At 38.2% G+C, this 14,010-nt stretch carries 15 protein-coding genes; 3 read left to right on the top strand and 12 right to left on the bottom strand.

Annotation, left to right across the window (positions count from 1 at the left end; all coding sequences use genetic code 11):
* Nucleotides 1-61: 61 nt before the first annotated feature.
* The 3 genes from EPL02_RS02095 to EPL02_RS02105 all read right to left on the bottom strand — a co-directional run bounded on the left by EPL02_RS02095 (nt 62) and on the right by EPL02_RS02105 (nt 2,957).
* Entirely contained in the window at nt 62-538 is a 477-nt protein-coding gene (locus tag EPL02_RS02095; RefSeq protein WP_094909737.1) for a glutathione peroxidase, read from the bottom strand.
* Between the two features lie 71 nt (nt 539-609).
* Nucleotides 610-1,146: a hypothetical protein gene (locus EPL02_RS02100; RefSeq protein WP_094909736.1), complete on the bottom strand. Its 537-nt coding sequence runs from the start codon at nt 1,144-1,146 to the stop codon at nt 610-612.
* A 122-nt stretch (nt 1,147-1,268) separates the two neighbouring features.
* Complete coding sequence (locus EPL02_RS02105) at nt 1,269-2,957, bottom strand: formate--tetrahydrofolate ligase (protein ID WP_131886893.1); 1,689 nt, start codon at nt 2,955-2,957, stop codon at nt 1,269-1,271.
* A gap of 323 nt (nt 2,958-3,280) precedes the next feature.
* Here EPL02_RS02105 and metA point away from each other — a divergent pair, with 323 nt between their 5' ends.
* Complete coding sequence (metA, locus tag EPL02_RS02110) at nt 3,281-4,189, top strand: homoserine O-acetyltransferase MetA (protein WP_094909734.1); 909 nt, start codon at nt 3,281-3,283, stop codon at nt 4,187-4,189.
* Between the two features lie 51 nt (nt 4,190-4,240).
* Here the strand turns inward: metA and EPL02_RS02115 are convergent, their stop codons facing one another.
* From EPL02_RS02115 to EPL02_RS02130, 4 genes are all read right to left on the bottom strand, one after another.
* Nucleotides 4,241-5,290, bottom strand: coding sequence for an N-acetylmuramoyl-L-alanine amidase (locus EPL02_RS02115; RefSeq protein ID WP_131886894.1), 1,050 nt, complete (start codon nt 5,288-5,290; stop codon nt 4,241-4,243).
* A gap of 513 nt (nt 5,291-5,803) precedes the next feature.
* Nucleotides 5,804-6,217: a DUF4183 domain-containing protein gene (locus tag EPL02_RS02120; RefSeq protein WP_131886895.1), complete on the bottom strand. Its 414-nt coding sequence runs from the start codon at nt 6,215-6,217 to the stop codon at nt 5,804-5,806.
* An 18-nt stretch (nt 6,218-6,235) separates the two neighbouring features.
* Nucleotides 6,236-6,589, bottom strand: a complete 354-nt coding sequence (locus EPL02_RS02125) for a DUF4183 domain-containing protein (protein WP_062686836.1) — start codon at nt 6,587-6,589, stop codon at nt 6,236-6,238.
* A 72-nt stretch (nt 6,590-6,661) separates the two neighbouring features.
* On the bottom strand, nt 6,662-7,339 hold the full coding sequence (locus EPL02_RS02130) for a class I SAM-dependent methyltransferase (RefSeq protein WP_025907682.1): 678 nt from the start codon (nt 7,337-7,339) through the stop codon (nt 6,662-6,664).
* 146 nt (nt 7,340-7,485) lie between these two features.
* Here EPL02_RS02130 and EPL02_RS02135 point away from each other — a divergent pair, with 146 nt between their 5' ends.
* Nucleotides 7,486-7,707 carry a DUF3892 domain-containing protein gene (locus tag EPL02_RS02135; RefSeq protein ID WP_035319860.1) on the top strand — a complete coding sequence of 74 codons (222 nt, stop codon included), beginning with the start codon at nt 7,486-7,488 and terminating at the stop codon, nt 7,705-7,707.
* A 16-nt stretch (nt 7,708-7,723) separates the two neighbouring features.
* Nucleotides 7,724-7,870, top strand: a complete 147-nt coding sequence (locus tag EPL02_RS20745) for a hypothetical protein (RefSeq protein WP_165932497.1) — start codon at nt 7,724-7,726, stop codon at nt 7,868-7,870.
* Nucleotides 7,871-7,913: 43 nt separating this feature from the next.
* Here EPL02_RS20745 and EPL02_RS02140 read toward each other — a convergent pair whose 3' ends face one another.
* From EPL02_RS02140 to EPL02_RS02160, 5 genes are all read right to left on the bottom strand, one after another.
* On the bottom strand, nt 7,914-9,248 hold the full coding sequence (locus tag EPL02_RS02140; RefSeq protein ID WP_165932498.1) for an alpha/beta hydrolase: 1,335 nt from the start codon (nt 9,246-9,248) through the stop codon (nt 7,914-7,916).
* 74 nt (nt 9,249-9,322) lie between these two features.
* Nucleotides 9,323-10,477 (bottom strand): ROK family transcriptional regulator, encoded by a 1,155-nt coding sequence (locus EPL02_RS02145; protein ID WP_094909726.1) that lies wholly within the window; start codon nt 10,475-10,477, stop codon nt 9,323-9,325.
* Nucleotides 10,478-10,552: 75 nt separating this feature from the next.
* Nucleotides 10,553-11,389 carry a sugar ABC transporter permease gene (locus tag EPL02_RS02150; protein ID WP_094909725.1) on the bottom strand — a complete coding sequence of 279 codons (837 nt, stop codon included), beginning with the start codon at nt 11,387-11,389 and terminating at the stop codon, nt 10,553-10,555.
* A gap of 1 nt (nt 11,390) precedes the next feature.
* Entirely contained in the window at nt 11,391-12,686 is a 1,296-nt protein-coding gene (locus tag EPL02_RS02155) for a carbohydrate ABC transporter permease (protein ID WP_094909724.1), read from the bottom strand.
* Nucleotides 12,687-12,707: 21 nt separating this feature from the next.
* On the bottom strand, nt 12,708-13,958 hold the full coding sequence (locus EPL02_RS02160) for an extracellular solute-binding protein (RefSeq protein WP_131887136.1): 1,251 nt from the start codon (nt 13,956-13,958) through the stop codon (nt 12,708-12,710).
* Nucleotides 13,959-14,010: the final 52 nt, after the last annotated feature.

Raw genomic sequence — 14,010 nt, forward strand, 5'->3', positions numbered from 1 at the left:
AGAAGCTCAGGGTGTTTGAGTAACAAAAAAGCAGATGAACACTATGCTCACCTGCTGTTTGTTAAATTAATTCTTCAATGTCTTTCTTTATATCTTTTGGTGCAGTTTGTGGCGCATAGCGCTTAATTACTTCCCCTTGACGGTTGACAAGAAATTTGGTGAAGTTCCATTTAATCGTTTTAGATCCAAACACACCAGGCGCCTCTTCGGCTAAGTATGTAAATAAAGGATGTGCATGTTCACCTTTTACATCCACTTTATCAAACATTGGAAAAGATACTCCGTAATTCAATTCACAAAACTGTTCAATATCGTTTGCACTGCCCGGCTCTTGACCACCAAATTGATTACAAGGGAAGCCAAGAACTTCTACGCCTTGATCCTTCATTTCTTCATAAAGTGCCTGAAGCTCCTTATACTGAGGAGTAAAGCCGCACTTACTTGCTGTATTAACAATGACCAAAACTTTATCTTCATACTGGGAAAGCGACACTTCTTCACCTTTAATCGTTTTTGCAGAATACTCATAAACTGACATACATTCGACCTCCATTTAGTAAAGTATCGTTCATACCTTTATTGTAATGCATGAGGTGTCGTTTCAACAATTTATAAGTTCTCATCTTGTGTTTGCTGATCATAGTAACTTTTCAACTGGTCTGTTGTTTGGAGCATATAGTCAATCATTTCGATTAAATCGGCCACTTGGTCTTCATAAACAAAACGATTAAATACCACTTTTACTTCATTTTCATATTCGTTAGTATCAACTTTATGAATGACTCGTTGTTCAATTACGCGATTTGCTCCCCATACCTTCTCACATAGCGTTCGGATTTCATTGCAGTCTTCATTTGTATAAGCAACAGCTTGCTTCATATAAAAAGAGATAAATACCGTACAGCCGGGCTTTTCCTGCCGAGACGGCGTTAATTCAGCGTGAATATTATCTAAATCTGTTGAAAGCGCTAAGGTTGCCGTACAGCACGAATGCTGTTGAAATGAAATACGATACGTTCTTGTAAAACGAGCTAAGTCCATTAAGTCTTCACGATTTACAACCGATACTTGTCCCGATAAATCTAAATCGTATATTTCTCCTTCCACAACCACTTTTAAGTTATCAAATACAATTGGATCGAACATTGTTCCACTACTTTCTTTACAATAAAATAATTTAACCTTTTACTTGTTCTAACCATTTCCTATAATAACATACGCATTTTGGAAAAAATAAGAAAAGACGATGCACCCATCGCCTCTTCTTATTAAAAGATTCCTACTGCTTGTCCGTTCTCATCAACGTCCATATTTAGCGCTGCTGGTTTTTTCGGGAGGCCAGGCATCGTCATAATGGATCCTGTTAAAGCAACTAGAAAACCTGCACCGATCGATGGCTTAAACTCACGAATTGTGATGCGGAAGTTTTCAGGTCTTCCTAATAAATCTTGGTCATCACTTAACGAATACTGTGTTTTGGCCATACAAATCGGCAAGTAGGACCAGCCATATTGTTCAAACTGAGCGATTTGCTTTTGAGCTTTAGACGAAAAGTCTACGCCGCTTGCTCCGTATACTACTTTTGCAATCGTTTCTACTTTTTCTTCAATTGTCGCGGATACATCATAAATCGGTGCGAAGTTCGACTCTTCTGCTTTCATCATATCAAGAAGTTCTCTCGCTAAGTCCACACCACCAGCGCCACCTTTTTCCCACACTTCTGTGAGGGCAACTCTGATGTTATTTTCCTCACACCAGCTCATAATCGTTTCAATTTCTCCCTTGCTGTCCGTAATGAAGCGATTTACTGCTACGACGCATGGAACTCCAAATGCTCGGATTGTTTCAATATGCTTTTCTAAATTCTTCATGCCTTCTTGTAGCGCTTCAATATTTTCCTTACTTAACTCAGTCTTTGGAACACCTCCGTGCATTTTCAATGCGCGTACGGTTGCAACCAGCACAACAGCTTCAGGTTGAATATCTGCCATTCGAGCTTTAATATTTAAGAACTTTTCTGCTCCTAAATCAGCACCAAATCCTGCTTCTGTGACAACATAATCACCTAGTTTAGCCGCCATCTTCGTTGCAATAACGCTGTTGCATCCATGGGCAATATTAGCAAATGGACCGCCGTGTATAAGAGCTGGCGTATGCTCTAACGTCTGGACGAGATTAGGCTTAATCGCCTCTTTTAAAAGAAGAGTTAGTGCTCCTTCTGCATTTAAATCAGCGACTGTTACTGGCTCATTTTGATATGTATAACCCACTACAATGCGAGCTAATCGTTTTTTTAAATCTTGAACGCTTGTTGCCAAACAAAAAATAGCCATAATTTCTGATGCTACTGTAATATCAAAACCATCTTCTCTTGGTACACCTTGAACTGGGCCGCCAAGTCCAACTACTACTTGACGAAGTGCACGATCATTTAAGTCAACAACGCGCTTCCACGTTATTTTACGCGTATCAATTCCTAATTCGTTACCTTGGTGAATGTGATTGTCAATAATAGCTGATAGTGCATTGTTCGCTGTTGTAATGGCGTGAAGGTCTCCCGTAAAATGAAGATTGATGTCCTCCATCGGTACAACTTGGGCATAGCCACCACCGGCTGCGCCTCCTTTAATCCCCATGACTGGACCTAAAGAAGGTTCACGCATCGCGATAATTGCTTTTTCATCCAGCTGTTGAAGCGCTTGTGCCAACCCTACAGTTACCGTAGACTTCCCTTCACCTGCGGGAGTCGGGTTAATGGCCGTCACTAAAATAACCTTACCGTCTTTTTGGTCTTTTAGGCGTTCCATAATATCTAGTGAAAGCTTTCCTTTATAATGACCGTATGGCTCAAGCTCCTCTTCTAAAATACTTAGCTGAGCTGCAATATCCTTAATCGGTTTCATTCTTGCTTCTTGAGCGATTTGTAAATCACTTTTCACTTGTTTCTTGGTTGTCATATTATCCTTCTCCTTTTTCATACAAATGAATGCACGCTCTTTTTACCATTAAAAGAACCTTATTTATATATATTAGTCCTATCTAAGTATCATCTAGCACTTACTGTTGTATATTGTATCACCTTTGACTTAAATTACGAATAAGAAACTACACTTTTTCGAAAATTCAGTTGATTAATATTCTGTATATTCATATAATAGTGTATTGTATATAGAAATGAAAACTGTCTTTGAAAAACCATTCAAGAGATAAAAATCTGTGCGTTCATCCTATATAGGGGTTGATTGCACGTTATATTACGAAAAAACAGGAGGAAGTTTTATTGCCTATTAACATCCCGCGTGATCTACCAGCAAAAGAAATTTTAGAAAAAGAACGTATTTTTATCATGGATGATGTACGGGCATTTAATCAAGAAATTCGCCCTTTAAATATTGCGATTTTAAATTTAATGCCTGAAAAAGAAAAAACGGAAACACAGCTGCTTCGCCTGCTGGGGAACTCACCGTTGCAAGTACATATTACGCTTTTGCACCCAGCAACTCATGAAGCAAAGACAACGAGTAAAAATCATTTGGAACAGTTTTATAAAACCTTTAAGCAAATTAAACACCAAAAGTTTGATGGCATGATCATTACTGGTGCACCAATTGAGCATATTCCATTTGAAGATGTAAATTACTGGTCAGAGCTAACTGAAATTATGGATTGGTGTAAGACAAACGTTACGTCAACGATGCATATTTGTTGGGGAGCTCAAGCTGGGTTATATCATCATTTTAACATTGATAAAAGACCGCTTGACGAAAAGTGTACAGGTGTGTTTACACATACTTGTCTTCAAGAACCTATTAAGCTTCTTAGAGGCTTTGATGATCTCTTTTTCTCTCCTCATTCACGCCATACAGATGTGGACTTAAACGAAGTGAGAGCTCACCCTGATTTAATGTTGCTATCACACTCAGAAGAAGCTGGTGTCTATTTAGTCATGTCAAAGGATGAAAAGTTCATATTTGTGACGGGTCATCCTGAATATGATGTCCAAACACTACAAGATGAGTTTATGCGCGACAAAACAAAAGGAATGGATGCAAAGCTTCCTGAGCACTATTTTCCGAATGACGATCCAACCCGTGCTCCGCTCAAAACGTGGCGCTCACATGCAAATCTTTTGTTTATGAATTGGCTAAACTATTATGTTTACCAAGAAACGCCTTATGAATGGAAATGAAAGAATCTGGTCACAAACAAAGCGGACTCTATATAGAGTCCGCTTATTTCTTTAAAATAATGCACGCCATGTATTCGCACCTATAATTCCATCTGCGGAAAGACCTTTGCTGCGCTGAAATGCTTTGACTGCATTTAACGTGTTGGAACCAAAAATCCCGTCTACATTTCCAGGATTGTGGCCAGAAAGGTAAAGCGCTGCTTGTGCAATCCATGTTAGGTTTCCACGAGCACCTTCTACGACATTTACAACGGCATTCCTTGTATTACTCCCATAAATCCCATCTACGGCTAAGCCCGCATTAAACTGCGTGTTCAGCTCAGACTGTAGACCTTTAATAAGCGCTGCTTTTGTATTAGGGCCATAAACGCCGTCTACAGCAATACCTGTTTTATAGCGAGAGTTTAACGTTTGTTGGATAGTACGAATAACAGCATCTCCTGAAGTTGAAGCCGGGGGAGCTGAAGGCTGTGATGGTTCTGGCTGTTGTGGTGCTGGTGCTTTTGGCGGAGTTGGAACTGGTTTTGGAGTTGGCTTAGGTGTAGCTCCTGATTTTGTAGGTAAATTTAAAAAAGTTGCCATTCCTTTTGCATAGGCGTAGGCTATATTCTGTAAAAACGATTCATTTTTAAGCAAAGTCGCGTCTGCAGCTCGATCAATAAAAGCAATTTCAGTTAGAACAGCTGGCATATTCGTACGGCGAAGCACGGCATAAGAGGCTGTTTTTCTCCCTCGATTTGGATGATTGTAACCACTTATTATTTTCTTTACTTCGTCATGTACTGCATTTCGTAATGAAACAGAGCTAACTCTTCGACCTGTATAAATATAATCTTCATACCCTGTTCCACCTCCAGCGTTCACGTGAATAGACATAAATGCGTCTGCTCCCCATGCGTTTGCTCGACTTGCTCTTTCGCTTAGTGACAAGAAAACATCTGTTGTACGCGTAGTGCGAATAGTAAATCCTGCATATTGATCATTTAAAAATTGAATCATGTATTGCTGAAGTTTTAGTACTAAATTTTTTTCAAGAAGCCCATTTGACACAGCCCCTGAATCCTGTCCACCGTGTCCTGCATCAAGATAAATTTTTTTCATATCGCTTGTCTCCTCCTTATATTTAAATTATGCCATGCTCGCTTATAGCGACACGTACAGAAACCCATTCCCACTATTTTCTAGAGAAAAACACTGCAAATTGAGGTTTAATTTATGTAAATACAGAGTAAATACTATATAAAGAGACTTTTAACAGAATGATGTTAAATGAATCCGTTAATGATAAACAGTATAGCTGTTTATCAGCTCCTCATCATACCTCAGGAGTCTTTACTGAAACGTTAGGGAGTTTTTAAAATGATTACAAAAAAAGAAGCATTTCTGTTTCACCACGAGTTAAATAGGTTGCTGGCAGATTATCGCAATTGTTCATGTTCAAGCATCAGAGACGAGATTTACAAAGATATTCTCTTAATAACAAGTGTCATTCATGAGTTTAAAGAAACCACCTTACATTAGATACAGAGATTCCTTTCCTTTTATATAGGTTCACACACGTAGAAAAGGGAGTAACATCGGTTACTCCCTTTTTTTTGCATATACGAAGTATGCTTACGTATTAATGATTGTATCAACGTCCAAGTTCGTAGTAGAAGTAGACGTTGAAGTTACATCTGCAAAATCATCAAGCTCTAATACTACAGGAACACCAACCGGTACATCTGCACTGATTGTTACCTGCGCAGGAGTAATAACGCTTAGCCCGGCTTGTTGGAGTACTCCGTTTATATAAACGTTATACACATTATCTGCTGCCGGTGTAGGCAGTGCTGCAACGGGGTCTCCATTATCGTCTAAAAAGGAAGTAGCGGGAATGGTCGTTGTATCCCCCACTACCATTCCTGCGGTAACAATTGCCACAAATTTTAAAGAATCCGGACTTACCTCTGTGGTAGTCGTCGTATCAACTGTCCCCGTAACGTTGCTAGAAGCTGTAATAAAAAGCTTAATTAATTCAGCTGGCATATGTTCCTCACACCTTTCCTAAGGTTCAATTTTAATAAATTGTAGAATGAGGGGAACATGCTTTGCTGGAACGTCTGCAGATTTTAAAATAAGTACGCCTCTTTTTACTTCATATAAGGTAGCAGGCTGTAAAACTCCATTAACGAATAGATTAATGTATGACACATAACAAGGGTCCAAAATCATAGAGGTTGAGTGATCGATTACCGCATCCTTGTTGTTATATACGCGCTTTTTCCCATCAGATTGTGTACAAAATTGAGTCACGTTCACTTTTTGAGATAATTTAAACCATTTTTCAACTCGCCCTATTTCAGGAAGCATTAAACGAGGTCGACTTTCCTTTGTTATGTCATGTTTTTTTCGCTCCACGTTCATCCCTCTTTAATCTGACAATCTTACTTCATTGGTATGTTGAATTACATTTGTCTTATGTTATCTTTTTTACATTTTCTTCAATATAAATAACCACAAAAAGGTTAAAGACTGCTTCAGTTTAGGGGACAATGATACAATTGTTTCTTGATTAACTCCTTTTTTATATACACCTTCACCACCTATAACCTCCCAACCATTTTCAGAGGCAAGCTGTTCAAACTCCCACGGCATCATGGTGTTACAGATGACGTTCTCTCCGTATAAGCGTCGGTAGCTATTTGTTCTTGGTTGTGCTGTCGGCCCTAAGATACCTACACATGCGTGTCCTTGTGGTTTCACTATTCGTTTAATTTCATTTAATGCTTCTAATGGCTGTTCTGTCCATTCAAGTACATTAATGACGACTACACCATCTGCTAAATCATCATCAAAAGGTAAATCCATCACATCTGCTGCTTCAAACGTAGCAACATCCTGATGTAATTCTTTTGCCTTTTCAATCATCTCTGTTGATAAATCAACTCCAAATGCTTTGTACCCTGCTTCTGCTAACAGCCTCGTTCCGTATCCGTCACCACACCCAATATCTATGACGATACCATCTTTCTTAATGTGCTGTTGAACTAAAGGGATAACTCCTTTTCTACTGCCGCTTTTCCACATATTTTCACTCTTTTGATTCCAAAACGAAACCTTTTCATTCCACTGTGAATGCGCTTCTTTATGCCAGTTAAATGTTGTCATCTATGTACCTCCTACTATAAATATTTCATTGTTATGTTATTCGTGATGAAAGCTTCTTTACCTTTTAAAACGAATAAAAGTCTTTATGTTAGCCATGCTAAAACTGTGTAGGTTTCTTCATAATCATAACTAAGAGGGTGAAAAGCATGGATCGATTTATTGCGGTTCGTAAAAATGATAAGGGAAACTTAACCGAATTTAAAACACAGACTGGTCAAGTATTAAGCTACGATGAAGCAATGAAACGCGTAACAGCAGGTGAAATCGAACACGTTACAACGTTTATTGGAAAAGATGGCGATACATATATTCGCAGCGTTCCAGACCGGGATGAAACAAACAACTTAGATTCATTACCAACTTTTTAAAAGGAGAATGATGATTATGACAAAGAAAAACAATAAGGGTAGTGCAAATCAAAGCAATCCGAAAACTCAGCATCAAATGGTTGAAATGGGCGAAGAGATTGCAAGTGGAGATAACTCAAAAGGAAACAAACGTAATAAAGATCAAAATAGCAAAACAAATTAAATAATGCATATAAAAAGCAAGAGTCGCAGAGGACCCTTGCTTTTTATAACCATTTTTCCACTGTGAATTTCTTATGAATTGGATCTGTAATCATTATACGATGATAAACTGGAGCACCGGATTCTTTAACTTCTCCTTTTCCATTGTCAAGGTAAAAGCGAAAGCCTAATCCAGTATCAATAGGGAGAATAAACTGATTATAAAAATGGTAAGAATCGACCCTCTTAAGAGGTAAATCAGCGTAAATTCTTAATACATCTGGTAGTGCATCTATGCTTTTAACCTGCATGGAAACTGGCACTCTATCAGATACGTAATCTACAATTTCAATTTCTTTTGAAGTTTTTCTTCCTTCGCTCTGAAACTGAACAACAGTCTTGCCCACAGACTTAGGAATAACCGTTCCGTCTTTGGCAATTGAAACAACCCCTTTATCTGCAACCTGATATTCACCTTGAAGCTCAGTTACTTTAACACCATTGCTATATGTTTTCACCGCATTTAGAGAACCTGCTTTTTCGTTTAAACCAAAGATAGATCGCCCTTTTAATTCCACATCAGCTAGTTTCGTTTCTTTCCCAAAGAAGTATAGAAGTGGCATATGAACTCTGGCTTCCCAATCTGCTTCTGTATGAGCTGCTGTATCGTCTTGATAGTAAGCTACTTCTTCACCATACTGATATCCGCACGTTAATAGCTTATTTGCTATATCTTTTACGTGCTCAACGCGAATTAGAACTCCTTCGTATTCACCAACATCAACCCATATCTTTTTGTGATTTACCTTTTGAACAGGAATATTCACTTGACTGAATTCTTGAAGTGTATGAGGATCAACATAATAAAAGTATGGAGACAAAATGGCAAGCATGCTAAACACGTCAGGTCTCTTTAATCCAATATGATATGTGATAGCTCCACCTCTAGAAGAACCCATTAGCGCCGTATACTTCGCTTCCTTTTTGGTGCGGAACTGCTCATCAATAAAAGGCTTCACTTCATTAACAATAAATTTTTCGTAAAGCTCTCCTTTCGGTTGAATGCAAGCAAGAGCTGGAGGGACTTGCAAGCTATCTTCATCAAGTGTATGAAAGCTATATTCATTCGCACGCTCTTCTTTCATATTTTCAATTCCAACAATAATAATCTCTTGCATTTCCCCTTGCTCAATAAGTTTATTTACAACATGATGAATGTTCCAGGATTGACCGTTAAAAGCTGGATGAAAAATATTTTGACCATCGTGCATATAGAGAACGGGATACTTGGTGTCTTGTGCTTGTTCATAACTAGGTGGTAAATAAACATACAAATTACGTTCGTTCTGCAAATAACTAGATTTAAAATTTAAAATTTCAACAATTGAATGTTTGCTCAAACTAATTCACCCTTTTAAATTAATTCATTAAATTAAATAATATATTCAAAAGAAAAGAGCGCTTTTCACACCCTTTACAATTGCTTTTGATATACGCTATACCATAAAGCTAAACTTCCTGCGCCAATAATCTCAACATGTTCTCCCAAGTTTGATGAAATAACTTCTACTTCTTCTTTTCTGGCTAAAAAAGATCGTTCATTCACTTCCTGTTTGATAATGGAGGTAAGCTCAATCCCCGCAAGAGTTAACGGTCCAGACACAACAATCTTTTTAACATGAACCATATTTACAAATGAGGCAAGAACCACCGCAATTCGTTCCGCTGCTTTTTCAACAACTCGTCTAGCTTTTCCCTCTTGGTTTGCTACTCTCTGTAGCACTTCTTGAATATCTCGAGCTTGAAGCTCTTCTACGATGGCCTGTTCTGATGCATATTGATTAAGGCAGCCATTGCTTCCGCACCAGCATGGTTTTCCATCTGGCAAGTATGTCATATGGCCGAACTCACCTGCTCCTGTTAACCCACTACGGTATAACTCACTTTTCAACACTAAACTTGCACCGATACGGTACCCAAGGTATAGACACATAAAATCAGCAACTTGCTTTCCATGTCCAAACATCTTTTCTGCTAAAGCTAGTGCACTTACATTATTATCAAAATAAATAGGTAGCCTTAACTTCTGCTTTAAATATTGCACAATGGGCACATCAGGCCAGCCAATTATATCGTTTCCTAAAAGCTTTCCTTCTTTCAAATCAACTGCTCCCAATGAACCGATTCCAATGCTCGATACGTCTACTTCCTGCGTATTAATATACTGACTAATTGTGCCTGCCACAAACTCTAAATACTGCTCCTGGTTAAAATCTGCTGGAACAGGAACCCTTTGAACATTACGTGTCTCACCTTTTAAGTTTACTAACCCTACTCGAATTGTCTCCATGCTAATGTGGACTCCAACTGTCCAATAAGCATTGCCTTGTAAATCTAATGCGATTGATTTTCGGCCTACTCGCTTTGTTCCTTCTTGAACATCTCCGCGCTCAACGATAAACCCTTCCTGAATCAATTCAGCTGTAATATAAGTAATTGTTGCTGGTGTTAGCTGTGTAATCTCAGCAATTTTTTGTCTCGACATCGGTCCGTTTTGCAGCAAAACTCTTAGTACTAATGACTGATTTAGCTGTTTTGTACGCGCTGTATTTTGACCTTTTAATACCATATTTCTCTATCTCCTATTACATCTTCGTATTTACTTGTATCTTTTATTATACCATGCACGCATTAAAATAATAGGTTATCCCTTTGTACCTCCAGCCGTTAAGCCAGATACAAAGTATTTTTGTAGAGCTAAAAAGAGAATGGCTATTGGCAAAGCAATTAAAACAGCACCAGCAGCAAATTGTGTAAAAGAGTTTCCAAACTGTCCACTAATCATTCGATACAATCCAACAGCCAGGGTATACTTCTCTTCTGATCGGAGAATAACTGTCGCCAAAATAAAATCTGTAAAGGGTGTAATAAAGCTAAACAATGCAACAACAGCCAAAATTGGTTTTGCTAGCGGTAAAATAATTTGGTAAAAAATCCGAAAATGTCCTGCTCCATCAATACGAGCAGATTCGTCTAACTCTTTTGGAATCGTATCGAAATATCCCTTAGCTAACCACGTGTTCATCGGTAACAGTCCGCCAACATAAATTAAAATTAAGGCTAAATGCGTATCTAATACGCCGCTTAAATATGCTAATACATAAATTGCAATCAGGGCAGAAAACTGTGGAACCATCTGCAAAATTAAAAATAACATTAGGCTATTTTTGCGTCCCACAAATTGATAACGCGAAAATGAATACGCCATCACTCCAACGAGCGTAACTGCTAAGAGCATAGTGATGACGCTGATTTTGAGCGTATTCCAGTACCACTGTAAGTAATAGGTACCTTCACCGGTAAATAAATCTTTATAATGGGTTAACGTAGGGTTTTTTGGGAACATGGATGAACTTGACAAGCTACTTCCTGGGTTTAAAGAAGATCCGATAATCCATAAAATTGGATAAATAACAATTGCACTCGCCATCACTAATCCACTATAAGTAATCAATTTACGAACGAAGTTTCTTTTGTTCATGTTACATCATGTCCTCCTCTTGGAACGATTTTGTACGTCTAAACTGCCATAGTGCGACACTAATAACAATTAAAGATAAAACCATTGTAATAGCGGCTGCTTTTCCATACTGAGCAGATGATAAAGTTAGCTCATAAATCCATGAAATTAAAATATCACTGCTACCGGCTGTTTGTCCTGCAACTGCAGGTCCACCCCCGTTAAATAAATAAATAACATTAAAGTTATTAAAGTTACTTGTAAACTGCGTAATCATAATTGGAGCAGTTGTAAACAAAATAATTGGAAGGGTAATATGACGAAACTTTTGCCATAAGGATGCCCCGTCAATTGTTGCTGCTTCATACAACTCTTCAGGAATAGATTGAAGAACACCCGTAATCATAGCAAATACAAATGGAAAGCCAACCCACCATTGAATAAAGATTAACGCTACTTTCGTCCAAAGCGGCTCTGTAAGCCACGGAATTGGATCAATACCCAAAAACGCTAAAATGTCATTGTTAATTGCACCAAATGTTTCATTAAACATCCCGCTAAAAATAAGGATTGAAATAAATGCTGGAACGGCCCAAGGCAAGATAAAAATGGTTCGAAACACCCGTTTAAATTTAATGTCTTTTTGATTTACTGCTATGGCAAGAACCATCCCCACAGCTATCTGCCCAATAGTTGCAAAAAATGTCCAAACAACCGTCCATGAGAATACAGAAATAAATGTATTGCGCCAAATATCCATCTTAAATAAATCAATAAAATTATTAAATCCATTCCACTCTACTAACCTAGCAGGTGGAGAATTGTAAAGGTTATAGTTTGTAAACGCTAATAGCACCATAAAAATAATTGGAAATATAACAACTAAAATTAGCAAGAAAAACCCTGGAGAAATCATGAGATATGGAAAGCCATTGTCTACTAAGTTATGATACTGCTCCTTTAAAGAATGAACGGTTCTGCCCTCATCTTTTTTCTTACCATTTTGATATGCATCGTATAAATTAAACGCATAAATACATGCTCCCCCTATCAGCAACAAAAGGGCAATAATCCCTTGAACTAATAGAAAAATAGAATGATCTCGAAACGGCTTCGTACCTAACGTAACAATCCCCCAAAGCCCTTCATTCACCAGGTCTTTAAACGTAATGATGAATGCACTACTTAATAGTAGAAAAAACATGCCTTTAAAGAATTGACGATTGTAAAGCTGACCTAGTCCTGGAATAATTGACAATCCCAGCGCTACTTTCCGATGCGACGTCATCATAGTTTGCTCATTAGATGCAATTTTCATTTCTTTTTTACTCCCTTCAAGTTAGCTTCCGTGGTTCGCTTCTATCTGATCTTTGATTGTTTTAACTGCGTCGTCTAAAGCTGTTTTCGGCTCTTCCTTTCCGTTTGCAACAAGCTGAAGCGCTGTCACCATTGGCCCCCAAACTTCACTCATTTCTGGAATGTTTGGCATTGGCTCTCCTACTGCAGCTTGATCAATAATAGCTTTTGCTTTTTCGTTTTTTCGAATAGAAGGATCATTAACTAAGCTCTTAACAGGTGGAATTTCCTCTACTGTTTCGTATCGAACCTTCGCATTTTCAGCATTTGTTAAATGTTCAATTAGCTTTGTAGCCCATTTTTGATAAGGCGAAAAGCTATTTACATGCCACCCTTTTACTCCGATAAATGTTTTCATTGGCTTGTTGTTAGGCAAGAGTGGTAAGGTTGTAGCGCCAACATCAATTCCCGCACTTTTAAAGCTTTCAAAAGACCATGGGCCGCTCATGACTGAAGCCACTTTCCCTTCTGAAAAAAGCGCTTCTAATGTAGAGCCACCATTTTCACCAATAATACCTTTTGGAAACAAGTTTTCGTTGTACCATTTTGAGATGTAGCTGACTCCTTCTATCGCCCCGTCACTATGTAGTCCAATATCAGTTGAATCTAGCGATGTCTTCTCCTCTTTAAACACATAGCTTCCCATACCACTCAATACAGCATTGGCAAAGTAAAAATTATCCCATGGAGCTAAGAAGCTATATTCCCCTGCTTTTTGATCAGATTTTGAAATTTCGTAAAGCTCATTCATCGTTTTAGGCGCTTGCTTCATTAGATCTTTGTTGTATAGAAAAATAGGTGTTTCAATAGCTTTTGGTAGTCCGTAAAGTTTCCCGTCATAGGATTCTGCCTGGATGGACTGGTCTGTAAATGTCGATACGATTGATGACTCTACGTTCACCGGTGCAATGACACCTTCTAGTGCTAGCTGACCAATTTGGTCATGAGGTAAAGTTAACACATCAGGGCCCGTTCCAGCCGGGCCGTCCAATCGAATTTTCTCTTTAATTTCGTTGGACATCTCCAATTCTTTGTACTCCACTTTAATACCATACTTTTCCTCGAAACTCTTAATAGCTGGCTGCAACGCTATTCCTTTTCCTTTTTCTTCCCATATCACTAGCTTTTCAGGTTTTTCCTCATCTTGCTTTTTCCATTCAGCGTCTCTCTTTTCTTCAATGCCACAGGCACTGACAAGCGTCAAAATAGAGAGAGCTGCAATTATTTTCTTTATCTTCATTATAAAACCCCCTACTCAACAATTAATTAATTGTTTTAATTAATAA

This window comes from Bacillus sp. CBEL-1 (assembly GCF_004348885.1).
GTDB lineage: Bacteria > Bacillota > Bacilli > Bacillales > Bacillaceae_H > Priestia > Priestia aryabhattai_A.

Excerpts from the sequence above, each read along its gene's own strand:
- EPL02_RS02095 (WP_094909737.1), bottom strand. The coding sequence starts at position 538 with ATGTCAGTTTATGAGTATTCTGCAAAAACGATTAAAGGTGAAGAAGTG.
- EPL02_RS02100 (WP_094909736.1), bottom strand. The coding sequence starts at position 1,146 with ATGTTCGATCCAATTGTATTTGATAACTTAAAAGTGGTTGTGGAAGGA.
- EPL02_RS02105 (WP_131886893.1), bottom strand. The coding sequence starts at position 2,957 with ATGACAACCAAGAAACAAGTGAAAAGTGATTTACAAATCGCTCAAGAA.
- EPL02_RS02115 (WP_131886894.1), bottom strand. The coding sequence starts at position 5,290 with ATGAAAAAAATTTATCTTGATGCAGGACACGGTGGACAGGATTCAGGG.
- EPL02_RS02120 (WP_131886895.1), bottom strand. The coding sequence starts at position 6,217 with ATGCCAGCTGAATTAATTAAGCTTTTTATTACAGCTTCTAGCAACGTT.
- EPL02_RS02130 (WP_025907682.1), bottom strand. The coding sequence starts at position 7,339 with ATGACAACATTTAACTGGCATAAAGAAGCGCATTCACAGTGGAATGAA.
- EPL02_RS02135 (WP_035319860.1), top strand. The coding sequence starts at position 7,486 with ATGGATCGATTTATTGCGGTTCGTAAAAATGATAAGGGAAACTTAACC.
- EPL02_RS20745 (WP_165932497.1), top strand. The coding sequence starts at position 7,724 with ATGACAAAGAAAAACAATAAGGGTAGTGCAAATCAAAGCAATCCGAAA.
- EPL02_RS02145 (WP_094909726.1), bottom strand. The coding sequence starts at position 10,477 with ATGGTATTAAAAGGTCAAAATACAGCGCGTACAAAACAGCTAAATCAG.
- EPL02_RS02150 (WP_094909725.1), bottom strand. The coding sequence starts at position 11,389 with ATGAACAAAAGAAACTTCGTTCGTAAATTGATTACTTATAGTGGATTA.
- EPL02_RS02155 (WP_094909724.1), bottom strand. The coding sequence starts at position 12,686 with ATGAAAATTGCATCTAATGAGCAAACTATGATGACGTCGCATCGGAAA.